This is a genomic window from Nostoc foliaceum FACHB-393, from assembly GCF_014698505.1.
Lineage (GTDB): Bacteria > Cyanobacteriota > Cyanobacteriia > Cyanobacteriales > Nostocaceae > Nostoc > Nostoc foliaceum_A.
On sequence record NZ_JACJTD010000026.1, the window covers coordinates 68,914 to 92,846 of the forward strand.

Sequence of the window (23,933 nt, forward strand, 5' to 3'; positions counted from 1 at the left end):
TTTTAAGAAAAGTTGTGCCTATAAGTTGCATTTCTGGTGTGCTAAAGCCACAGAAAATTGTATAATCGACAGCCTATCGACCACAAATTTCTTTTTCTATAGAGAATGACAGAAGTAATTAGATCCGGGAGCTTAAATAACATCGAGTCTATTGAGTTTGAAAAACAGTGCTTGCACAAAGCCAGAGAAACAGGCGATCGCAATAGAGAAGTCACTTGTTTAGGAAGTTTGGGCAATGCTTACCACTCACTAGGCGAGTATCACCTGGCAATTGAGTTTTATCAGCAGTGGTTGGATATAGCTAAAGAAATAGGCGATCGCTTCGAGGAAGCCAAATCTTTATCTGGGTTGGGCAATGCTTACCAATCACTGGGAAAATACCAGAGAGCGATTGAATTTTATCACCAGTGGTTGAGCATCACCAGGAAAATAGGCGATGCCTACGGCGGGCAAAGCCAACGCACTGGAGAAGGCATTTGCTTGGGAAGTTTGGGCAATACTTATGAATACCTAGGCAAGTATGAGCAAGCGATTGAGTGTTATCAGCAGTGGTTAAGTATCAGCAAGAAAACAGGCGATTGGAATGAGGAATGCATTTGTCTGGGAAGTTTGGGCAATACTTATGAATCGTTGGGGCAGTATCAACTGGCAATTGAGTTTTACCAGCAATGGTTAGAATTAGCAAGATTAATCAGCGATCGCAATGGCGAAGGCATGGCCTTGAGTGGGTTGGGTAATGCTTATAATGCTCTGGGACAGTACCAAAGGGCAGTTGAGTTTTATCAATATTCATTAGAGATCAGAAGGAATCTTGATGATCAAAATGCAGAAGCAAATGCCTGGTTTAATTTGGGTCTGGTATTAGAAAAAATCAATCGAGAATCAGAAGCGATGGATGCCTTTTGCCATGCCCGCGAAATCTATCAGGCAATGGGACTCGATGCAAGTCTGCAAGATTGTAACCATGCGATTCAGCTTCTTTCTGAAAACGTTGCAAGTGCAGCATCTCGCTTCTGGTTTAAGAGATGGTTAAGTTATTTGTCGCAGTTCATCAAAGCTGGTGCTAACTAGTAAAATCTCCCACCACTGATTCAGTTAATGTGAGGATGTTTTAAAAGGCTTTGGCAATTTCTAATCGCCAAAATACATTGAAAAACCACTTTTAAAACATCCTCTGAATCCAGCGAGATTACATCAAGAGGACGGATATTTATTGAATACTGCAACTGAGTCCTTGTGATCAAAGGAAAGCACAGAAAACGGGTCTTTTCGATTCCCCATCTCCATCCCAGGAGTGCCTACGGGCATTTGGGGAACAGATAAACCAGCAACATTTGGCTTTTCTTGAAGCAGACGTTTGATGTCTTCTGCTGGGACGTGTCCTTCGATCACATATCCATTAACAATTGCTGTGTGGCAAGATGACAAGTTATCTGGCACGTTATACTTTTGTTTGACTGTTTCGATGTCAGGCGTGGAAAAGTCTGTGATTTGAAAACCTTGTGTCTTTAAGTGGTCAATCCACCCGCCACAACAATTACAATCGGGACTGTGATATACAGTGGCATTTAGTCCTGTTGATTTTAATGGTGTTTGTTCATCTTGGATACGCTTAGTGGTACTTACCAGTTGAGCATTAGCTGCAAGAGAATCAGGAAAAACAGCTTGAGCATTACTCATAGAAGCAGTGCTTCCCAAGATGCCCAACACTCCTACTGTTAGACAAATTATTACCACTGCACGTACAGCAGCACGTACCAAGATAGGAGGTAACCATTTTTGCCAGTAATAAATAAATTTTTTGTGCGACATCTAAGACTTCCTGAGTACAACATTGCATAAATTTGTTGTAACAAATTCCCTCCAAAAAGACTCTGCATACCTTTACTTTTGCGTTTATTTTGTGTCCCCCTGCGTTTAAAAACACTACAATTTTACGCAAAACAAAAGCAATTCCTTAGCAGTCATCATAACTGCAAGCTTAGACGCGTAGCAGCTTGTCGCCAGACATCATTCCATCAAAACTATCATTATCCAACTTCCACCAAAGGCTGGGGTATTTTAACTTTCTGCCATACCGATTGCCCTGTCAGCAGTTCCACAACATCCATCCCATTCCCAATTACACCTGGTACACTCGGATAACCAGCACTCGCCCCTACCAAAAAGAGGTTAGGTAACTCTGTCGTATATCCCAGACGATTTAAACCAACCTGTTTGGGTATTAATTTCGCACCGTAAATATTACCCTGCGGTTGCCCCAGATAAAATTCGCTGGTGGTAGGTGTACCATAAACTTTCATCCGGGCGTAGTTGTCTACATCTGGAATCAAATCTCGTACACTTGCCATAATCTGCTGATAAACTTCCCGTTTTTTGGCTTTATATGCTTTTGGGTTGGTTTTGTGCAGATGTTCAAATGGTTCATAGGAACACACAGTGGCAATCTCTAAGACATGATGTCCCTTAGGCCCCATCCCTGGTTCACTAGATTTCATCGTCGGACAAGAGAGGAAAATCCACGGTTGGCTAAAGTCACCTTGGAATTGTTGTTGATATTCTCTGTTCAGGTCGCCTGTTGGATAATACCAAATATTCCAGTTACCGATGCCATAGCGTTGGGGATCGAAGCGGCTATCTAAACCCAGGTAAATATTGAAAGCACTGGTTGAGTATTCGTAACTAGTAAGGCGTTGATGCTCCTTTTGACTCAGGGCTGCAAAATCATGCATTAACTCCACTGTTAATTTGGGGTCGAGGTCACTGATATAAGCTTTGCTGGCACAATAGGTCATACCATCGGCAAGGACACTATGGACAGTGTGGTTGCTAACTTGAATATGGCTCACCGGGGTTGAGTATTTGATCACACCTCCACCTGCGGTAATTACGTTTGCAATGGTGTTAACAAGGTGTTTGAAGTGATGTTTGGGATAATAAGCGCCTTCTGAGTAGTCCCAAACTAGGGAAGTGTGCGTGAGTAGCGCAATTTCTTGGGGTGGTAGTGCATAGTCGCCACTTTGCCCCGCCAGCACTGCTTGTAGTTTAGGCGATAAACCGACATGGTTATACAAATCTTGTAGTGTCCAATTCCGCTTCCAAAATAGATTCAAATATTTTGGTAACTTCAACCAGTCAGACAACTTCTGATCAAACCAGCGTACCTCCTGCACTAGGTTGCGAATTTCTTGGTGGAGTTGCTGAATTTCATTGCAATAACGGTTAATAGCAGCAGTTTCTTCTGGAAATGTGGAGAGTAAACGCGATCGCAGATTTTCCCATCCCAAAGGAATTTTAAAATCCGCCTCTGGGGTGATAACTCGATCAATGCAGTCAGGATCAAGCCTATTAAACGGTACATCTTGATCAATATAGTCGAGAAATTGGGCTATAGTCTGTCCAGAACCACATTGAGAGATGTAATGTACGTCAGCACAAAAACTGTATTCCCCGTAATCAAAGGTGTGACAACATCCGCCAGGTAAATAATGTTGTTCTAGAACTGCTACCCGATAGCCTTGTCGAGTTAAACACGCTGCGGTCGAAAGTCCACCCAGTCCGGCTCCCAGAATCACATAATCGAAGATTTCCATATCAGCCTCCTTGGCAATCTTGATTTCTCTTGATTTCGGCGTTATAACTTTTTATCACCGTTTTTTACCAGTACAAATGCCGAAATAATCAGCGGTTCTTTACCTAGCTTTGCAGTTTTCATTAAATGAAAATAGGTAAAAAATCATCCGGTAGAAGGTGTAAGGAATTTTATCGTTGATAGTAGTAATTGCACCATCACCGAATATTTGAATATTTAGCTATGGCAATTTTTTGCCAACATCCTCACTAACATTTAGATACCCTAAAGGATGTTTAACAGTTTACTGATTTAAAGTAACCGCAAAATTTAGCTTCAAATCACCGTAAAAACTTGCAGATAGTTAGCAGGCGATAATTTCCGAATTTAAGCCCTTATTCTTTAATCCTTATGTCTATTCATATTATCGAAACTAAAAAAGTGATTTAATAATGTTTGCTTTTCTTCACAAAAACTGATTAAAGTATTAATTAGCTAAAAGTATACTTGTAAAATTACTGTTTGATTTTTGACTATTGATCCTTGATTAATGACCGAAACAGACTCATGATACAAGCCTCTAAATTTATTTATGGGGATTATTAATTTTGAATTTTGAATTTTGAATTCGGAGTGAAGCAACGTGACTATTAACCCATTTACACCACTTGTAGGACAACAGCAAGCCATAGAATTACTCACTCAGGCTGTTAGACAAAACCGGGTTGCTCCAGCGTATCTATTTGTGGGACCAGATGGTGTAGGAAGGAGTTTAGCAGCTAGGTGTTTTGTGGAATTGCTATTTTCGAGTGAGATGGGAGTCACTACGGCTTTACAAAACCGTTTGCGTCAAGGTAACCATCCAGCTTTGTTGTGGGTGCAACCAACGTACCAATACCAGGGACAACGATTAACAGCAACAGAAGCAGCCGAGAAAGGACTTAAGCGTAAAGCACCACCTGTAATTCGGCTAGAGCAAATTCGGGAAATTACCGAGTTTCTCAGTCGTCCCCCCTTGGAAGCACCGAGAAATGTGGTGGTGCTGGAAGAAGCCCAAACAATGGCAGAAGCAGCAGCGAATGCTTTACTTAAAACCTTAGAAGAACCGGGACAGGCGACGTTAATTTTAATTGCACCTACACCTGAGTCTGTTTTGCCAACTTTGGTGTCACGCTGTCAACGCATTCCTTTTTATCGTTTAGATGCACAGTCTTTGGCTGTTGTTCTCACACAAACTGGTCATCAGGAAATTTTGCCAAATCAGGCGGTATTGAGTATAGCAGCTGGCAGTGCGGGAAGTGCGATCGCATCTTACGAGCAATTACAAACTATTCCCCCTGAGTTACTCGAAGATTTGAAAAAAGCCCCTGCTTCTTACCGCAAAGCTTTGGAGTTAGCCAAGAAAATCGATAAAGATTTAGATACAGAAGCCCAATTGTGGTTAGTTGATTATCTTCAGCAATTCTACTGGCAGCGGTGGCATCAACCCAGCATCATCAACCAGCTAGAACAAGCTCGTAAGTACTTGCTTTCTTACGCTCAACCAAGGTTAGTTTGGGAATGTCTGCTTTTATCTGTATGTCAAAAATAAAATCTCATTTACTAACTCTTGCACAAACCCCTCAAACCCTCTAGCTATATTAAATAATATTACTTAAGTGACGGTGACTAATTAGTACTAGTGTATTATTGAGATTGAGCTACGCAAAGCATCTGTCTGCGACACGCTGCGTGTTTGTGTAGCATCCCGCAGGGAACGTAGAGAATGTGGTGAGTCAAAATACATTGCCCCAAGACACTGGAATTTGCTCAATTGCCAAAGCTTCATAGCAAACAAAAGTCTTGCGGGAGATGATTAATAAAGGCTGTCCGATTATTGTCTTTGAAGATTGTACCCCCGACTTATGATGAAGTTACCGCAGACGATTCCAGTTCTTTTTTTAGGGGCTATTTTGGCTATGCTTTCCCCTGAACTTTGTACTGCTTTCACTATTCAAGAGGTAGCTAGTCTTGCCCAAGCATCAAGCGATTTACCAGTAGTTAAATCAGCAGGATTGTCCCCCGATATGGATGTACCTTGGTCAAAAGCCGTGAGAATCGTTGACCCTTTTGAAGGGGAATTTCTTGGGGTTTTTGACCGCAACTCCTTAGGTGGCTATTTGTACCGTGAGGGTTCAAAGCAAGTTATTAGTTTGTGGACACCTTCGAGCATTCGAGTCCTCGTAACTGTAAATTCAGGTCAAGCAACGTCTTCTTTCTACACCGCAGGTCATGTGTATCCCAGACCTGACTTTCTTCCGTTTGTCACTACTAAGAAAGTCGATAAACTTTTGCTCAAGGTCAGGGACAAAGTTTTTCAATTAGATGGTTCAACTGGCACATTTGCTGTCAGTCAAGAATTAGCCACTGCTTTGAAAAATGCTCCAGATGAGAACTTAAACATCAGACTAGTCTTAGAAGGAGGTCAAACTGTTGATAGCGAAATTGGCAAAGGGACGGTGAAAGCGTGGCGAAGTGTTTACTAAGCCAAGGCTATTATTTAAGATGTGATTCTGCTCAAAGTGATGACCAAATAATTACTAATTAGTAATATTTATATAAAGCACAAAGCCGTACTTAATAAGTAATTATATGAATTATAATGAGACATCGTTGGCGTTTATGAGATTACTAGTATGAAACGGCCAACTGCTTAGGTGTAGCCCGCACTTCTCTACGAGACACTGCGCGTAGCTTGCTTCCACGAAGTGGTACGACAAGCTCAGTGACCATTGTAGACATTGCTCTTTGATTATCCACTACTTTGAGACTGCTGGTAGCGACGCAAAACAGATTGGATATTTTTTTTACAAACCTCTTCACCAACTACCTGAGAAAGCTCTCGCCACAGCTGAGAACCGACTTGTTTGATGTAGTCGTGTTCATAACTTATCTGCACCGCAATTTCCGCATAGGTGCGTCCCAGCCAACTTTCCAGCAAGACTACAGATTGAACATCATTGAGTCTTTGCCTAAAGGTAGACCATAAAAGAGTATCGACTAGATTCAGCGCCTCTTGTGCCGTCATGGGTTAGTCTGCTTTATTTATAGGTTGAACTTATAAAATTTCTCTTTTTAATCAGATTTTTACGTAAAAAGTTACATTTTTTTACAGTAACGACTCACTTTTTCTCACCGACAGAGCGATCGATCGGGTTAATAATTAATACAGTATAGTGAGTTAAACCATACCTCTCAAGTTATAAAAAGGACATCAACTCTATGAAATTTGGTATTGATATGGGACACAATTGCCCTCCTCACGATACAGGGGCAACAGGTATCCAACAAGAAGATATTTTAACGAAAGCAGTTGGTACAAAGTTGATCCAAAAGCTAAAAGCCGCAGGTCATACGGTTATTGATTGCACTCCTGCAAGTGCTAGTAGTGTAAACGATTCTCTGAGACAACGAGTCAATAAAGCAAACGCCAATAACGTTAACGTCTTTATTTCGATTCACTTTAATAAGTTCAACACTATAGCTAATGGCACAGAAATTTTTGCCATTAGCAATACATCAAAAGGTATCGCTAAATCAGTTTTAAAAGAGATTGTTAAGCTTGGATTCAATGATAGAAAAGTTAAAAATGCAGATTTCTTTGTTATCAAAAATACACAAATGCCAGCTATTTTAATTGAGTGCTGCTTTTGTGATGCCAAAGTAGATATGGATCGCTTTGATGCTGAAAAAATGGCCGAAGCAATTAAAGATGGATTAATTGGTGAGTCAGATGATGAAGCTAAATCTGATAAAAATTACATTTTGGAAGTTACAACAAGAACGGTTTTAAAGCCTTCCACAGAACAGGCATCAGAGCTACCAAAAGAATCTCTATTCGATCTTGAACCAGGGACTTACCCCATTTTAGATGTCCGTTTTGAAGAGAATCATTACTGGGTTAAGTGGTCTGATAAAAGTAAAGTAAACCGAGATAGGCATTTTGTTTTTGCTGGACATGCCAAAGTTATAGAAAAGAATTAACTAATTATATCTAAATTATTTGTTAACACCTAGATCCTCGAATTTTTAAAAGATTTGGGGATCTGCAAAAATTTTTAATAGGAGAAAGATATGTCATTACTAGATAATTTAGTCAACAATTATTTTAAGAAAGATTTAGCAGTAATATTTACAGATATTGGCATTGATACTGCAAGAGTTTCTGAGATAAATAGGCAAATTTTAAAAGAAGTTACCCTTGCTCAATGGTTACTAGAGTCTACTAGAGGGAAAAGCGATCTTGCTGTCCATGCTAACAATTTTGCCGGATTAAAATGGCGAGATCCTGATATGAGAGGGTTTGCCGAACCGTTGAAAATCAAAGTTCCTTCTGAGTCAGAAGAAGTTGAGTTCTGTAAATTTACAGATATAGACGCTTTTATTATTGGTTATTGGAAGTTTTTAACTCGCACTCCCTATAAAGGCTTAGAAGATCATACCAACACGCCAGAAAATTTCCTTGGCTTTCTCAAGGGTAAAGGCTATTCATCCGATCCTAACTATGTGAATAAAGTTGTGAATTTGCTTCCAGAGGCACAGAATTTACTGGCTAATGTCGGTGGAGTTACAATTGCTCCGGTAGAAAAACTACAGCTAATTCGTGCGCCAAAAGAAGTGGAAGTAGGACAAAGTTTCAGGGTTGAAGGTATAGCTCGTTTAGAGGACAGTGGCAAAATTTTGTCGGTGATGATTGATGACAAATTTCCAGCCCCAAATGTAGCAATTAGTCAGGATGGCAAATGGCAATTTGATTTAGTCTTTAAACAAGAAGGCGATCGCCGCATGATAATTGCTGTTGATGATCAAACTCTAGAGATCCAAATTAAAGTTGTTGTTCCTTTCGATCACAAGGACGATGAGAACACTCAACAACCTACAGCATCCAGTTTACCAGGGGCGAAGGTAATTAAACTCGGTGGTAGTGTGGGAATTGGCGGAGTCAATAAAGCTGATGATGTTAAGGCTATTAAGGCGCGATTGCATGAGCTAGGCTACACATGGGTAGGTGATCCTAACCGTGCAGACATAGACAGAGGACTCTTTGACGGAATCAAACTATTTCAGTCAATTATTGCTGGTCGCAGTACTGTTAATGGTGATGGTCGAGTTGATGTTGGTGGAATCACTCATCGATGGTTGCAAGCAGCTAACGCACCACGGTGGGAGTTGATGCCAAAAAGCGACCCTGTTAATGGTTTCGTTAACGGTGAACTGGAAGACACCCAAGATAATCACGATTTTGGAACACACTGGTTAGCTGATGTTATTAAAAAAATTGCCCAAGATTATCAAAACAGTTATCGTAATACTCACCCCACAGCTGCTCCATTCGCAATTAACGATGTTAGCCTTCCTCATGGAGGGGATACTCCCGACCATCATGGACATGAAACTGGCATGATGTGCGATATTTACTTACCCAAAAAAAATCGATATTTTGGTGGCATCATTTGGTCGAGTTCTGAATATGATCAAGATGCTGCACGAGCTATTCTCAAGTCTATTCAGAAGCAAAAACTGGTAAGGGCAGTCTTTTTTAACGATCAACAGCTAATTAAAGAGAAACTTTGTGTTTCTCTGAGTGGTCACGATAATCATATTCATTTTGAAATTAACCCACCAGTGAGGAGCTAATTCTTGGTGAGTTGATGCATTGGATTTCACCACTATCTAAACCTTTTCTCAACTAGGGAGAGGTTTAAAAAGCTTATTCTTATAACTTCTGCCCTGCGTAAATTGATCGCACTTCACCGTTACGGCGGATAACAGCTTCGCCATTACTAACATCTACTAGCGTCCAACCGCTTGAGCCAATGCTTTCACCCATATTAATGCGACGAGTCACGCCATCAATTTTAAATAAAGCGGCAGATTTGTTACCCAACTCTAGCAATCCCTCTAAAGTATTACTCGGAGCAACTGCGATCGCAGTTGCCGGATATACTTGTTCTTGGGTAATAGTTGGTTCTGACTCTGGGGCGAGGGCTGCACGTAATGGAACTACTGGTAATGCAGGCAGAGGCTTGGGTGTTTGCCGCACGGTAATGGGTGCAGTTTTCGCAGCTACAGGTTTAAGTTCGGCTCTTACAGCCGCAGCTAACATGTTGACAGTTACAGGCTTGGCAGCTTGTCGCACCGTGTTCAGGGCATTTTTCACAACATTTGGTTGAGATCCCTGTAACGCACTAGCAACTTGTGGTAAAAGTGTGGGAGTCCCAGGAATAGCCGGCAGCGCATAGCGCATTGGCGACGGCGCTTGATAAACGGGAACGTAGATCCGCTCAACAACGCTTCCAGAACGGTTAGGGGCTGGTGGTGTATTGTTTGCTAAAAGGGGAAGTGGTGGTAGATTACCAGTTGTTTGCCCGTTACCAAGAGCTATTTGGTTAGTATTTGCCTGATTGGAGAATCCAGATATGACAGATTTTTGATTGCTTTTTGCTCCTTGCTTATCTATAACTGCTAGCGATTGGAGCATGTAGTCAACCAACTCTGCCTCAATTTCTACTTTTGTTGGCAACTGTGACTGCGCTTGCGGCACTAGAAGAGCTGGCTGGGCCAAGTTGGTATTTAAAAGATATACGACTCCAGACTGTACCAGGTAGATAATACCAGCGATCGCCACGCCTAAAGTTGTTCCTACAATTAGCAGTTTGCCCAAAGTCCGACTACTTTTCTGATGCTTTCTACTAACTGGTTTAACGGTGGCGGTGTCAAATACAACGGTGCTCAAGTGCTTGTGGTTATTTTGAGCAACTGACTGTACTGGTTGATTCACTGTGTTCGGTAAGATAATCTGCGGTATCGTAACTGTTTGCAGCACGTTTTCTGGAGGCGACTGGCGTTGAGGTTGGGGAGAAACCCCAGCAACAGACTGGTTCGATTTCTTCTGCCTACTGTGGCTAACGGTTTGAAAAAGCAGATTACCACTAACATCCAGAATGGAGTCGATATCGGCAAAGAGTTCATCCATTAAACCATCAGCATAGTTTTCTATCGACCAAGGCTCGTTGGCGATTAAGTCTTCTGATGGTTCCGGTACTATGAGACGGGTGCTGGCTTCTTGTAACATAGACTTTCTGGGTTGTTGCTAGGACGAGGAAACGCCGCGCCTACTGCCTGGGAATTAGGATTACAGATAAAATATCCAATCCGCCGTCTTATTGAGACGAGTTGGTTGAGCGTTGGTATTAAAGTCAACTTTAATCTGGGGATTGTTGATGATGCCACTACTAATATTTATGTCATCTATCATACCAATCTCCCTCCCTACTACTATACTCAGTCTTTATCAAGCTTGTGTTAAGCTAATGCTGGAAACTCTGATTGGCTCTTGGTTCTACGCAATTCTAAATATAATAATAAAGCGTTAACGTCTGCTGGGTTTACACCACCAATACGTGCAGCTTGACCAAGAGTGAGTGGTTTTACGTGAGTTAGCTTTTCCCGTGCCTCTTTAGAAAGAGTATCAATTGTTGTATAGTCCAAATCCGCAGGTAACTGGCGGTGCGCTTGGCGGGCAATTTGGTCAATTTGATTTTGTTGCCTAGCGAGATAGCCAGAATATTTGATGTCAATTTCTGCACCTTCTTTCTCGGCACGGTTGAGGTTGGGGTTTCCCAGTCCGAACCTGTCGAGGTCAACGTAATGGAATCCCGGACGGCGCAGCAAGTCATTGAGAGTAATTGAACCTTTGATTGCTTGTTGGGTATTAGATGCGATCGCTATTCCCATTTCATCATGTTCTTTGACTCGTGTAGCTTGCAATCTTTGTTTTTCTATGGTAATATTTGCCTGTTTTTGGGTAAATAGATCCCAGCGGCGATCATCAATTAAACCAATTTCTCGCCCCAAAGGTGTCAAGCGTTGGTCGGCATTGTCAGAACGCAATATCAATCGGTACTCAGACCTACTGGTAAGCATCCGGTAAGGTTCTCGTAAATCCTTTGTACACAGGTCATCAACTAGCGTTCCAATGTAACTTTGCTCACGGGCAAAGACAATCATTTCTTGAGAACCAACAAATCGAGCTGCGTTAATTCCCGCCACAAGCCCTTGAGCGGCGGCTTCTTCATAACCTGTGGTGCCATTAATCTGCCCAGCACAAAATAGTCCGGCAATCTTCTTAGTCATCAGTGTGGGGTAACACTGAGTTGCAGGTAAATAGTCATATTCCACAGCATACGCCGGACGTAGCATCACACATTTTTCCAAACCGGGGAGAGTCCGCAACATTTGCAATTGCAAATTTTCTGGTAACCCTGTGGAAAAACCTTGGATATAAAGTTCGGGTATATCCCGTCCTTCTGGTTCAATAAAGATTTGATGGCTTTCCTTATCGGCAAAGCGCACAATCTTATCTTCAATACTGGGACAATAACGCGGCCCTTTCGCTTCCACCCAACCGCCATAAACTGGCGATAGGTGCAAATTATCTTGAATTAGGCGATGGGTTTCAGCGGTTGTGCGGGTGATGTAACAAGGCATCTGTTCCCGTTCTACCCACGCCTCTGGGTCAAAGCTAAACCAGCGGACATCTTCATCCCCTGGCTGGATGAGCATTTTACTATAATCTACCGATCGCTTGTCTACCCGTGCTGGAGTTCCAGTTTTGAGTCTTCCGGTTTCAAATCCCAGGCGATTCAGGGTTTGTGTCAATCCTTCAGCCGCAAATTCTCCAGCCCGTCCGGCTGGCATTGATTTGTTACCAACCCAAATTTTACCCCCCAGGAAGGTGCCAGTTGTCAAGATGACTGCTTTACATTGGAACCCTACACCAAAATAAGTTTCAACGCCGATAACTTCACCGTTAGCACCCAGCACCAAATCTGTTGCCATACTTTCGCGGATTGTCAAGTTTTCTTGATTCTCGACAATATTCTTCATCACCGCTGCATATTCGCGCTTGTCTGTCTGGGCGCGTAATGCCCAAACAGCAGGCCCCCGTGAAGAGTTGAGGATACGTTTTTGCAGGTAGGTGCGGTCTGCTACTTTACCAATTTCCCCACCAAGTGCATCTACCTCATGGGTCAACTGAGATTTGGCCGGGCCACCCACTGCTGGGTTACAAGGTTGCCAAGCGATTCTATCCAAGTTGAGCGTCAATAGCAGGGTACGACAACCGAGGCGTGCAGAGGCGAGAGCTGCTTCGCAACCGGAGTGACCTGCACCGACGACTATGACATCAAAAGCGTCTTGGAATTCAACGGAATTGTGCATGGTCATACTTACAGGATCAGCAAGCTTAGAGTTCTTTCCAATTTTAACTGTTCCAGTGGTTTCATGGATGTATCTTTCTAATAAAAAAGTTATCAAATTTACTAGTACTCAATTAGAGACAAGTTTCTTTTTTTAACTTGAGCAATAAGTAAAAAATATAATATTTTTTAAGAATCGTGGCAATGTTCCAGTTTATTTACCACAGCAATTTTTCACATGGTTAACCATGAAAATAAGCTGATTTGTTACGGTTATATATTAGATATATTGCATAAGTTATATAGAAGCATATATCAACGTGATAAATTCTCTGCTTTCATCTATATCATTTTTCGTTGTAACTCATCAACAACAGATTACAAGAGATTTAGCACTTTTATTAAATCAACTAAACAATTATTTAAAAATGAAACTCCCCATCAGAAAGAAAAAAAATATTACTAAAATTATCAGAAAAGCGACCTTCGTCAGTATAGTTGTCTTAATAATTTTTATTTTAGTAGCCAGTAATGAGATTACCCATCACAAATTGGCTAGAACTGCCCAACCATTAAATGGATGCTTGAGTAGTGATTTATTAACTTGTACCGATACCTCTAAAAAGACAATATTAGAACCATTTATTCCCAACCAAGAATTAAATGAACAACAGCGTTTTTTATCTGCGATCGCTAGGAAGTTACCAGTTCCCCAGCCTGGTACTTATGAATATATTTTGCTACGAGCTTATGGTGCAGTCTTTGTAAATCAAGATGTCGAGATTAAACTACCGCCAAAATATATCTTTGCTAATGAACAAGAAACCCAAGAGTTTCAAACTACTTTAACAATGGGTCACGTTGATGGCACTAGGGATTGTTATTTACAAAAGTCGGCAGCTGATGCTTTAAATAAGGCGCGATCGCTACAAAAAATACCGCTAAAATCTGGTTATGGTTCTGGTGATTGCACTCGCACTTTTAACACAAATTTAAGATTTTGGCACAAATATGCTAATGAACAAATTTTGGCAAAAGTTAAAGAGGGTAAAGAGACAAAAATTCTCGGTTTAGTTGCACCTCCTGGAACTTCACAACATCTCTGGGGATTAGCAATTGATTTACGCGTAGGTAGTAAAGAACAAAGAAAAGCTCTTAATGAAAATGGTTGGTTTCAAACTGTAGAAAACGATGTTCCACATTGGACTTATGTAGGTTTAACTGAAGAGAGTCTACCTCTATTTGGTTTTAAGAGACAAGTTTTTAGAGGCATTACTTATTGGATTACGCCACTTTAATTGTTAGATAGTAATAAAACTTGGGAATACTAACCTAAAAGATGTATTGTCAGGGATTTAGCTATGCCAAACGAAGCTGCTAACCAGGAGCAAAGTTTCCTGATCGATTTATTAAGAGCAACTTATCAGAATCAGGAAATCTATCCAATATTACAACATAACTTAAGCAAACTCAACGAAAATTTAGCTTTAATTTTGCGAAAATGGGTAAGCGATCGCTTTGCTCAAGAACCTGCAATTGCTATTAATTTAGCGAGAGTCCTTATCAAATTGAGTCCCATTATTCAAGAGTTTGAACAAGGGAACCCTGCGAGTAATCTAGAAATTGCGATCGCTGGTTATGAATCAGTTTTACAAGTGTGTACCCATGAGGCTTTTCCCAAAGAATGGGATATCGTCCAGCAAGCTTTGGTAACAGCTTATCAGCAACGCCAGCAAATTCTCTCCAGAACTATTGGTGAAGTTCGGGAGCAGACTGTTCAAACCCAGTGTCAAATTAATACATTAACTGAGCAATTACAAGAAGAATTACAACAAGCAAAGCTGCAAGTCAATGACTTAAAAACAACAATTGCACAGTTAAAACAGGAAGTAATTAGTTCCGAGTCAACGCAAGAAATAACCTCTTTAATCGCTGAGTTTAAAGAGTTGAAGCAGCGTCAAATTCGTGTAGAGCAGGTTACTGCCACCGTTCATACTACACCTAAGATTGAGCAGTTTAACACAGCTATTTTTTATGATATTGAAAACTTAACAATGGGTAGAAGCAACCCTAACTTAAATTTTTCTCTGAAACAAATTCAAACAAATCTGGAAAATACTAGCTTAGTTAATAAAATTGCTATCCAATGTGCTTATGCTGACTGGAGTGATTCTCGATTAAGGCTACTCAAGAATGAAATTCAAGAACTTGGCATTGAAGCAATTCAAATTTTTGATTACAGTCATAAACGGAATGCAGCAGATATGCAACTAGCCATTGATGTGATGGAATTAGCCCAAAGTCGTCCTACGTTGCAAGTTTTCGTTATTGTATCAGGTGATGGTGCATTTGCCGCTTTAGCTAAAAAGCTTCATGAATATGGAAAGACTGTAATTGGATGTGCTTACGAAGGACAAATTAATCGGGTTCTCAAGTCTGTTTGCGATCGCTTTATACCTATACCTGCTCCCCAAGCAAAAATAGAGGAGATTCCAATTCATCAAGTAAATAGCGATAGTTCATTAAATGATGATATTTTAGTACTAACCAAGAAAGCTTTGCAGGAATTAAAGCAGAATTTTGAGCACTTAAATCTGCTTAAACAAGGTGGCATTCATATACCTCAAATTCACAAAATATTGAGAGAAAAAATTCCATGCTTTGACCAAAAAAGAGAAAAGCATGGTGAAAAGTTAACAAACTTTTTAAAAAAAGTAATTGAAGGAACAGATATTTGTCTATCGATTGAGAACAATAAATTAGTTTTGAGAGAAATTTTAACGATAGGCTCTACAGGCTCATCAAATAAAGTTTTGAAAGGTGTAACTGACTCTAGCAGTAACTTCAAAGAGATTGTAGTAGCTGGTAAATCTTAATATTAATTATTTGTGAAACTTTATAAGATCAAGCTTGTTGAGGCAAGAAGCTTAAACACCTTGTTAAAGATTTTTATATCCTAGATGTAGAGCGGCTTGTTGTTAAACATCGCAACCTACAATATTAGAATTTACGCAACAATAACCAAAACACTGATTTTTATGTAGGGGCAATTTATGAATTACCCCTACAGCGTTTATTTTTGTCTAAGTCCTAGATGTAATCAAATAGCTCCTCTAGTTTGAGCAAAATATTAATTGAAAAGTCGATTTAGTATTACTTCACTTCGTTGGGTTCAAACTTTGTCACCTTACCTTTCTTAATTGCTACAATCACATCGTAGTGTGAACAGTAAGCGAATGTGACATCATTGGTTTTGTTATAAAGGTTAACTACATGACCTGCACCACCTAGCTGGATACCGATTGGCTCCAAGTCAGCAAAAAAGAAACGACGCAGTTGATCACCACTACCAATCTGACTCTTACTCTTAGTAAGCAAATCTAGTTTCTGTGCTATAGACATTTCTTCGGCTGCTGATGCTTGGACTAATAAGGGATTGATCACCTTTAATGGTGCGTCCCAAACTGTAAAAAAACTAACCAAAGCAAAACTTGTAAGTATGGGCGCGAGTTTCATTTGTGACTCCTCTTGTTTGTTTTATCCTGAACATCCCAAGCATCTCAGGCGGGAGTGAGAACCTATTGAAACTAAGCCACTATTTTTATGAATTTATCCCTTGAGAAAATTTAGTTTATTCTCATCGCTTTCTCAGTTAATGATGGTATCTGAAAATCACAGCATAATTTAAGTATTTTCTCAACAAAACCTCATTTTTAACTGAATGAGAGCAACTTAATATAATGAGCAATGCTTTCATTGCAATCGTGTTATTGTGACTAGACCCAAAAGACCACATCGCCTAATCCATAGAGTTTCGGGACAAACATATCTCTGGCTAGCAATGGTAATTTTTGCAGCTTCTGGCGCAGTTACTCGGAAGCTAACAGAAATTGGTGCTGAACATTTTATCGGCAATCGCAATCCGATTTCTTTGTGTAATGTTTTATTCGTGGGAAACCTTTGCGCCTTGATACTTCTGCTCCTAATCTATGGGCGACAGTGGAACAAAGCTACTTTGAAGCAATTCTCAAGGACGGATTGGGTCAGTCTAACAGCAGTAGCTATTTTATCAGGAGCCTTAGCCCCTGGCTTAATTTTTCAGGCATTAGCACTCACAGGAGTGAACAATGTCATCTTGGTGGGACGTTTGGAACCGCCTCTAACTCTGGCTTTATCAGTCTGGTTATTGAAAGAACGCGTAAATATTTGGGAATTTATCGGAGCGATCGCAGCGTTTATCGGTGTTATCCTAACGATCATTCTTCAGCCTCCAGAAGAAACCATGATGAACATGGGAGGTTTCGGTTTAGGAATAGGGGAAATTTTAGCAGCAGTAGGATCTGTGGCCATAGCCGCTTCTACAATTCTTGGTAAGAAATACCTTTCGCAGATACCTTTGGGAATCTATAGCATTTTTCGGACTGCACTAGGAACCGTAATCTTTTTCTTCATTGCTTTAGTCCTCTATGGTAGCGATCATTTTGCTGATGTTCTCTCACCGTTCTTGTGGCAATGGATGTTTCTCTATGGTGGGTTAATTGTGGTACTAGGTCAGTCTTTTTGGATTAAAGGCTTGAAAACTGCCACTGTATCTATGGCTTCCTTAGTTAGCTCATTTAGCCCAATTGCAGGCATCCTAGCAGCTTATTTAATTTTAGGTGAAGCCCCAACCCTACCTCAATATATTGGTGGTAGCGTGATTTTAGTAGGCATATTCTTGAGCCAGCTTGGCACTTGGCATAAGATTACTAACAGAGTTGCATCTGAGAAAGTGAATTCTACTCCAGCAAAGCAACAGGTAGAAACTGGTATGGGATTCAAGGGAATTTAAAGTGGAAAAAAAGCTGATGTCTTAAACCTTTGCGTTATTTTTAACTGTACAGTTATGAATGCCCTGCTGCATTACTGCATTAATACATACAGCACTGCGAAAGCAAACCACCCCTTCCAAATCAGTAAAACCCTTGTGGTATAAGAATTACGAATTACGTTAGCGTAGCGGGGCGAAGCCCATTACGAATTACGAATTCTGCCCTGCTGCACTAGTATGTCAAAATGAAAATACCCGATACATCAAGGTGAGCGATCGCTCCGAAAGCTAGATTAAAGGATTGACCTGAGCAATGGCAGACCCAACCAATCACAATCAAGCGGGAGAAGTAGCTCCCAGCACTGTTGACAAGCAAGCTCCCAGTGTGGCTGAAGAACACGCTCCTAGTACAGATTCACCCGAAGCTACAGACCTTCCTACTGCTAACACGCCAGACCCTAAAGCCGCAAACCCCGAAGATAACCCCAATGCTGCTAAACCAGCTGCTGCATCACCCAAGCGAGAAAAAGCCGCCGCCGCAGCAACAGGAGAAAAACCCGCAGCCGCAGCTAAAGCCGCCAAAAAGGAAAAAGCCCCATCTGTTGAAGATAAGCCATTTGTAGAGTTCATTGAGCAAGACTACTTGCCAGCTTTACAAAAAGCGATCGCTCAACAAGGTGTGCAAGATTTACAGGTGTCTTTTGCCAAGCAGAAAGTTCCAATCACTGGCTTTGAATCTGCTGAAGAATGCTGGCAAATTATTGGCAGTTGGAAAGAAAAAGGTCAGCGTCAGTTTAACCTGTATTTCCCCGAAGAAGATATTCAAGGGAAAAAGGGATTTTCCTGTAATGAAGGCAAAAAACCTAGCACTCTTGAGTCATTCTTGATCGATGAGCGCAAAATTACCCTCGATTTGTTGGTCTTTGGCTTAGTTCAGCGTTTGGATGGACAAAAGTGGCTAGGTATAAATTAGTCATTGGTCATTAGTCATTAGTCATTAGTTTTTTAACAGAAGACAAATGACTAATGATAATTTAAAGTTCATGGAAATGGTAGATAACGGCTCCAGTATTGGGGTCGTTATCTATTTTCACGTAACCAGATTTGTACATCTCATTGAGAGTAGCTTCAACTTCAGCAAAGCTAGCTCCCGTGAACTTTACGCCTTGAGTAACAGTTAAAATACCACCTTTATTTTCTGCCGCTTCAATCAGTTTAATCATCAGTTGATTGCCTGTTGGGCGGTGGACTTGAGAGGCAACCACTGCTTGATTTAACGGCACACCCAAGGGAGATACACCCGCTTTTAATCTCAGTTTGCGTTCATATTCGTCAACCATGCCAGGGATAAGAAGCAGATCCACGGTCTGCCCTATGTAAAACAAACCAAAAGTACACAGCCACAACAAACCCGTCCCTATTTTGCCATTGTATAAGCGGTGTAGCCCTCCCAAGCCGAAAAATCCGACTGCACACAAAATATAAGAGACAAGGAGTCGGTCTTTCTGTTGATTGTTTTCAAGATTCATCTTGTTTTCAACCCTTTGGATTTGCTCTTGTTGTCGGAGATGGGTTTTCCATGTTGTAGTCACAACTACAGAAAATTACTGAGTTAAAAGTGCTTGAAAATACAAGGAATGCGTGCTGCTCCACTTGATGGAAACAGTTCTAATCACTGAACTACGTTTATTTGACTACTAATCCGCGATTCTTGGTTCCGTAAACATTGAATGATTGTTGCAACTCTTAATCTTTTGCTTACAAATTTCTCACCCGCACCTTGGTAGACTGAACTTTATACAATTGGATTATTGTGGGCTGTTACGCCTTGCCAGAGCTTTAACCTTGGCTTTCTGGTCTACTTAAGATAATAAAGACGAAAGAGCAATCAAGACATGGTAGATTCCCTCAAAAAACCAGGCTTTGAAGAAATCCGGCCAGGGATTAAAGTCCCGGCAAAAGAAACCCTGTTAACACCTCGGTTTTATACTACCGATTTTGATGAAATGGCGCGGATGGATATCTCCGTCAATGAAGACGAGTTACAAGCCATTCTCGAAGAGTTCCGCACCGACTACAACCGCCATCACTTTGTTCGGGATGCCGAGTTTGACCAATCCTGGGATCATATTGACGGGGAAACTCGTAAATTGTTTGTTGAATTTCTAGAACGTTCTTGTACAGCAGAGTTTTCCGGCTTTTTGCTGTATAAAGAACTTGGCCGTCGCTTGAAAGGAAAAAGCCCCGTCTTGGCAGAGTGCTTTAACCTGATGTCACGGGATGAAGCACGTCACGCTGGCTTTTTGAACAAAGCTTTGTCTGACTTTAATCTGTCCCTAGATTTAGGGTTTTTGACTAAGAGCCGTAGTTATACCTTCTTTAAACCGAAATTCATCTTCTACGCTACTTATCTTTCTGAGAAAATCGGTTATTGGCGCTATATCACCATTTATCGCCATTTAGAAGCGCATCCCGAAGACCGGGTTTATCCAATCTTCCGGTTCTTTGAGAACTGGTGTCAAGATGAAAACCGTCACGGCGATTTCTTTGATGCGATCATGAAATCCCAGCCGCAAATATTGAATGATTGGAAAGCAAAGCTGTGGAGTCGCTTCTTCCTATTGTCTGTGTTTGCGACAATGTATCTCAATGACATCCAACGCAAGGACTTTTATGCCACCCTTGGATTGGATGCGCGAGAATATGACATCCATGTAATTAAGAAGACTAACGAAAACGCAGGTCGCGTATTCCCACTGATGCTGGATGTAGAAAATCCAGAGTTTTATCAGCGGTTGGATACTTGTATAAGCAATAACGAGAAGTTGGGTGCGATCGCTAACTCCAACACTCCCAAATTCCTGCAATTCTTCCAAAAACTGCCACTTTACATCTCCAATGGCTGGCAGTTATTGCGGTTGTACCTGATGAAACCGATTGATACTGTTTCTGCTCAAGGAGCAGTTCGTTAAGTTATAACAGATTTGCAAAAGCTTTAGTTAGTGGTTCTGCAACCAGCAGAACCACTTTTTTTGGCCGAAATATTACCCTTAGGGGTACTACTCGTCAATAAGTCTAGGCAGTTAAGTTTGATATGTAGTTTCGCTGTGTACAAACAGATGACAGACATATCAAACGGAATTGGAATCATTAGACAAAGACCAACTTTAGTCTCAACCTTTGAACTGCTAGTAAAGCCAATTACACCAGTTACTGCTCCTGGTGGCGGGGCTGTTGCTCGCACAGTTGTCCAAGGTTACTTTTTAACCATCGCCAATACTAGCAGCTCCAATGTAAGATTGACGCTGCAATTCACTGCAACTACACCGCAATTAAATGTAGCCGATACCGTAACAATCAGCGATGTCACAGGAGCTAACAATTTTAGTGATCTAATCCCTGTTGCAGGCGATCCCAACAGATTTACCTTCAGTGTAGGCATTTCAGCCAACGACACAGCTTTAGTTACCTTACTACCTGATGTCACCAAGCCAGAGATATTACAAGCAGCAAACCTAGAAATTCGCGGGTATGTGGAAATCTTAGTAAATTCTCCCTCTGCGGCAACTCCAGTTAATCTGCTGTTAACGCCTGAACAGAGAGGTACATTCCTACCTCAAGATTTAACTATTCGCAATCTTGACTTCGATCAATTAGCCTATTCTCTGCCCACATCTACTGGTGGAAGCTTGTTTACGCTGACAGGGCCGCTAGCGTTGAAAAGTACTAAGGAACTGAAGATAGAAGTCAAAGAATTCGAGAAAGTTCAGAAAGATAAAGACTTCGAGAAAATTCAGGCTGAAAAACTCCCTGAGACAAGTCAAGTTGAAAATCTGGCTTCAGCAAATGGTTCAAATGACCTACAGCGGCTAATCGGTCTGATGGCTCAACGTCTTGATCAAATAGAACAGGCAAATGGGCAATCTTTCATCCAGCCCCAAGAACGCCCAAATGTCGGTCAACAAGTAGTTAATCAACCAAGGAATTAAGCAAGAGTGTTGGTTGTTGTTGCCAGTCGTCATGACAAAGCCGCTGAGGCGCTGGTTGCTAATTGGGCGGCTCATGGTCATGGTGTCAGCCTACTGACACCTGAAGATTTGTCAGTGGTTGGATGGCGACATTACTTGAGTTCTATTGATGGGGAAGCAGGGGAAGAAAATTCTTCCTCATTCTCCTCAGCAGTGGTAGGTGGGGTTGCGAGTGCTCTCGATCAAATCACCGGCGTTTTGACTCGCCTACCTTCTATTTTTGAACAGGAACTTCTGCACATCGTTCCTGAAGACCGGGCATACATCGCTACGGAAATGAATGCTTTTCTAATTGCTTGGTTGTCCAGCTTAAAATGTCCAGTCTTGAACAGACCAACGCCGACATATTTATTAGGGCCTGCTTGGCGACCTGAACAATGGGTTTATGCGGCTGCTCAACTGGGTATTCCAGTACGTCCGATGCGACGGCAAAGTTCAATGTCGGCAAATGTGTGTCCCCAGGTTCTCGAAAAATCTTCGGTAAAGGTGACAGTGGTGGGCGATCGCTGTTTGGGTGAAGTTGAAAAAACCCTAGCTTCACACGCCAGACGCATCGCTGATGCTGCTCAAGTTGATTTGTTGACTGTTCATTTTAGCAGTAGCGAATCCCCAGCAGAGTTTTTGGGCGCTGACTTGTGGATTGATATTTCTGCACCAGATGTAGGTGATGCCATACTTGAGTATTTGAGTGGAGGTAATGCCAAATGCTGATTTTATTGTGGGGTATTACCGAAGAATCTCCCTTAGCAGCAGTTCACTCAGAATTAACTAGTCTAGGCATACCTTCAGTATTCCTCGACCAACGAGATATTTTAGATACTGAAATTGAACTTTCTATAGGCGATCGCTTACAACTACCCGTCCAAGGGCAAATTCGTACTTGGTATCAAAAAATTGATTTGAGTGAAATTACAGCAGCGTATTTGCGCCCCTATGACTCGCGCCGCCTTCCTCAAATTGCCCAAGCAGGTGCAAATAGTCGAGCTTGGCAACATGCGATCGCAGTTGATGATACCTTAATGTCTTGGTCGGAAATGACACCCGCCTTTGTCGTTAACCGTCCGTCTGCAATGGCTGCTAATGGCTCTAAACCTTATCAACTAGAGCAAATTCGTTCACTCGGCTTCAAAGTTCCCGAAACCCTTGTCACCACAGACCCCGAAGCTGTGCGATCTTTTTGGGAACTCCACGGCGACATAATTTATAAATCAATCAGTGGTATTCGTAGCAAAGTCTCACGTGTGGGAGTTGAGCATCTAGAACGCCTTGATAATGTATCTTGGTGTCCAACTCAGTTTCAGCAGTATATACCCGGTAGAGATTATCGCGTTCATGTTGTAGGTAAAGAAATTTTTGCCAGCGAGGTAATTTCTCAAGCTGATGATTACCGCTATGCAGCAGAAAATGATGAATCCACAGAAATCCGTGCTTGTCATCTTCCTGAAGAAGTAGAACAGCAGTGTAGAGTATTGGCAAAAGCGATAAATTTACCTCTTTGCGGCATTGATTTACGCCGCACACCTGGAGGGGATTGGTATTGCTTCGAGGTTAATCCTTCACCTGGATTTACTTATTACCAACAGTTTACAGGTCAGCCGATTAGTACTGCGATCGCTAATTTGCTGGCAGGCAAAAATCGAATCTGATCAATAAACTTGTTTAATAACTTTGTCTTTTAACTATGCTGTTATCCCTAATCTGCCTTTGTCTACAAATATTCAAAACTCAGAATGGGAGACAGCAAAAAGATATTTGGGTAGTATAGTGTGGTTTTGTACTATAGCACTTCTAGGTTGAGTCTAATACAGACCTAACCCCCAGCCCCTTCCCTACAAGGGAAGGGGAGTAAGATTCCATTCCTCTCTCCTAAAAGGCTACGGTGTACACACAAGTCTGAAGTAGTTTAAGAAGCTGGTTTTTACCCCACCCTAACCCTCCCCTTGTAAAGGGGAGGGAACTAGATTTCCGGCTTCCCCCCTTTCCAAGGGGGGATTGAGGGGGGTAATTCGACTTGTGTGTACACCGTAGCCTTTTAGGAGAGAGGAATGGAAGTGAGGTCAAAATCAGCTACATATTCGGGAATTACTTCACTAGGGTCATAGACATCGTAACCAACAGCACTCAAAAAAGGAACAATTAGTGCCATCTTAGCAGCTTCTTCGCCAACAACTTGGTCAGATCGCTTACGCACTTGTTCAGACACCTTAGCAATATTTTCAGTGAATCCCATCTTGCTTACTCCTGATACATTAGTGATTATTGATACGTCTTTTTTGTAAAATAGG

General features: G+C 41.5%; 22 protein-coding genes. 13 read left to right on the top strand and 9 right to left on the bottom strand.

Translation table 11 applies throughout. From position 1 onward, the window contains the following. The first annotated feature begins 105 nt into the window (after positions 1–105). Positions 106–1,071 (top strand): tetratricopeptide repeat protein, encoded by a 966-nt coding sequence (locus H6G92_RS21080; protein ID WP_190895550.1) that lies wholly within the window; start codon positions 106–108, stop codon positions 1,069–1,071. Positions 1,072–1,194: 123 nt separating this feature from the next. Here H6G92_RS21080 and H6G92_RS21085 read toward each other — a convergent pair whose 3' ends face one another. Continuing rightward, positions 1,195–1,812 (bottom strand): DUF411 domain-containing protein, encoded by a 618-nt coding sequence (locus tag H6G92_RS21085; protein WP_190895551.1) that lies wholly within the window; start codon positions 1,810–1,812, stop codon positions 1,195–1,197. Positions 1,813–2,030: 218 nt separating this feature from the next. Further along, positions 2,031–3,593, bottom strand: coding sequence for a phytoene desaturase family protein (locus H6G92_RS21090; RefSeq protein ID WP_190895552.1), 1,563 nt, complete (start codon positions 3,591–3,593; stop codon positions 2,031–2,033). A gap of 621 nt (positions 3,594–4,214) precedes the next feature. On the opposite strand from H6G92_RS21090, the gene H6G92_RS21095 reads away from it, so the two are divergent. Further along, positions 4,215–5,162, top strand: a complete 948-nt coding sequence (locus H6G92_RS21095; RefSeq protein WP_190895553.1) for a DNA polymerase III subunit delta' — start codon at positions 4,215–4,217, stop codon at positions 5,160–5,162. A gap of 313 nt (positions 5,163–5,475) precedes the next feature. Continuing rightward, a complete protein-coding gene (locus H6G92_RS21100) occupies positions 5,476–6,096 on the top strand; it encodes a hypothetical protein (protein ID WP_242059261.1) in 621 nt (206 codons plus the stop codon). A gap of 266 nt (positions 6,097–6,362) precedes the next feature. Here H6G92_RS21100 and H6G92_RS21105 read toward each other — a convergent pair whose 3' ends face one another. Beyond that, positions 6,363–6,638, bottom strand: coding sequence for a hypothetical protein (locus tag H6G92_RS21105; RefSeq protein WP_190895554.1), 276 nt, complete (start codon positions 6,636–6,638; stop codon positions 6,363–6,365). Positions 6,639–6,832: 194 nt separating this feature from the next. Between H6G92_RS21105 and H6G92_RS21110 the strand changes: the two genes are divergently transcribed. After that, positions 6,833–7,594, top strand: coding sequence for an N-acetylmuramoyl-L-alanine amidase (locus H6G92_RS21110; protein WP_190895555.1), 762 nt, complete (start codon positions 6,833–6,835; stop codon positions 7,592–7,594). A 90-nt stretch (positions 7,595–7,684) separates the two neighbouring features. After that, positions 7,685–9,247 (top strand): glucosaminidase domain-containing protein, encoded by a 1,563-nt coding sequence (locus tag H6G92_RS21115; protein WP_190895556.1) that lies wholly within the window; start codon positions 7,685–7,687, stop codon positions 9,245–9,247. A 79-nt stretch (positions 9,248–9,326) separates the two neighbouring features. Here the strand turns inward: H6G92_RS21115 and H6G92_RS21120 are convergent, their stop codons facing one another. The 3 genes from H6G92_RS21120 to mnmG are packed head-to-tail and all read right to left on the bottom strand — an operon-like array spanning position 9,327 to position 12,838. After that, entirely contained in the window at positions 9,327–10,685 is a 1,359-nt protein-coding gene (locus tag H6G92_RS21120) for a hypothetical protein (protein ID WP_190895557.1), read from the bottom strand. 60 nt (positions 10,686–10,745) lie between these two features. After that, entirely contained in the window at positions 10,746–10,868 is a 123-nt protein-coding gene (locus H6G92_RS40405) for a hypothetical protein (protein WP_277926767.1), read from the bottom strand. A gap of 47 nt (positions 10,869–10,915) precedes the next feature. After that, on the bottom strand, positions 10,916–12,838 hold the full coding sequence (gene mnmG, locus H6G92_RS21125; RefSeq protein WP_190895585.1) for a tRNA uridine-5-carboxymethylaminomethyl(34) synthesis enzyme MnmG: 1,923 nt from the start codon (positions 12,836–12,838) through the stop codon (positions 10,916–10,918). Positions 12,839–13,238: 400 nt separating this feature from the next. On the opposite strand from mnmG, the gene H6G92_RS21130 reads away from it, so the two are divergent. Both H6G92_RS21130 and H6G92_RS21135 read left to right on the top strand, forming a co-directional pair. Beyond that, entirely contained in the window at positions 13,239–14,108 is an 870-nt protein-coding gene (locus H6G92_RS21130) for a D-alanyl-D-alanine carboxypeptidase family protein (RefSeq protein WP_199344908.1), read from the top strand. Positions 14,109–14,171: 63 nt separating this feature from the next. After that, positions 14,172–15,686, top strand: coding sequence for an NYN domain-containing protein (locus H6G92_RS21135; protein ID WP_190895558.1), 1,515 nt, complete (start codon positions 14,172–14,174; stop codon positions 15,684–15,686). A gap of 277 nt (positions 15,687–15,963) precedes the next feature. On the opposite strand, the gene H6G92_RS21140 is transcribed toward H6G92_RS21135, so the two are convergent. Beyond that, a complete protein-coding gene (locus tag H6G92_RS21140) occupies positions 15,964–16,326 on the bottom strand; it encodes a hypothetical protein (RefSeq protein WP_190895559.1) in 363 nt (120 codons plus the stop codon). 256 nt (positions 16,327–16,582) lie between these two features. Here H6G92_RS21140 and H6G92_RS21145 point away from each other — a divergent pair, with 256 nt between their 5' ends. Next, positions 16,583–17,641, top strand: coding sequence for a DMT family transporter (locus H6G92_RS21145; RefSeq protein ID WP_190895560.1), 1,059 nt, complete (start codon positions 16,583–16,585; stop codon positions 17,639–17,641). Between the two features lie 292 nt (positions 17,642–17,933). Then, positions 17,934–18,593 carry a DUF2996 domain-containing protein gene (locus H6G92_RS21150; protein ID WP_190895561.1) on the top strand — a complete coding sequence of 220 codons (660 nt, stop codon included), beginning with the start codon at positions 17,934–17,936 and terminating at the stop codon, positions 18,591–18,593. Positions 18,594–18,654: 61 nt separating this feature from the next. Here H6G92_RS21150 and H6G92_RS21155 read toward each other — a convergent pair whose 3' ends face one another. After that, positions 18,655–19,149: a TM2 domain-containing protein gene (locus H6G92_RS21155; protein WP_190895587.1), complete on the bottom strand. Its 495-nt coding sequence runs from the start codon at positions 19,147–19,149 to the stop codon at positions 18,655–18,657. A gap of 366 nt (positions 19,150–19,515) precedes the next feature. Between H6G92_RS21155 and acsF the strand changes: the two genes are divergently transcribed. The 4 genes from acsF (at position 19,516) to H6G92_RS21175 (ending at position 23,294) form a co-directional block, all read left to right on the top strand. Further along, complete coding sequence (gene acsF / locus H6G92_RS21160) at positions 19,516–20,592, top strand: magnesium-protoporphyrin IX monomethyl ester (oxidative) cyclase (protein ID WP_190895562.1); 1,077 nt, start codon at positions 19,516–19,518, stop codon at positions 20,590–20,592. Positions 20,593–20,739: 147 nt separating this feature from the next. Beyond that, a complete protein-coding gene (locus tag H6G92_RS21165) occupies positions 20,740–21,609 on the top strand; it encodes a hypothetical protein (RefSeq protein ID WP_190895563.1) in 870 nt (289 codons plus the stop codon). 6 nt (positions 21,610–21,615) lie between these two features. Then, positions 21,616–22,359, top strand: coding sequence for a hypothetical protein (locus H6G92_RS21170; protein ID WP_190895564.1), 744 nt, complete (start codon positions 21,616–21,618; stop codon positions 22,357–22,359). Then, positions 22,353–23,294 carry an ATP-grasp domain-containing protein gene (locus H6G92_RS21175; RefSeq protein WP_190895565.1) on the top strand — a complete coding sequence of 314 codons (942 nt, stop codon included), beginning with the start codon at positions 22,353–22,355 and terminating at the stop codon, positions 23,292–23,294. Before H6G92_RS21170 ends, H6G92_RS21175 begins: the two co-directional genes overlap by 7 nt. A 386-nt stretch (positions 23,295–23,680) precedes the next feature. Here the strand turns inward: H6G92_RS21175 and H6G92_RS21180 are convergent, their stop codons facing one another. Continuing rightward, a complete protein-coding gene (locus H6G92_RS21180) occupies positions 23,681–23,878 on the bottom strand; it encodes a hypothetical protein (RefSeq protein WP_242059262.1) in 198 nt (65 codons plus the stop codon). Between the last annotated feature and the right edge of the window lie 55 nt (positions 23,879–23,933).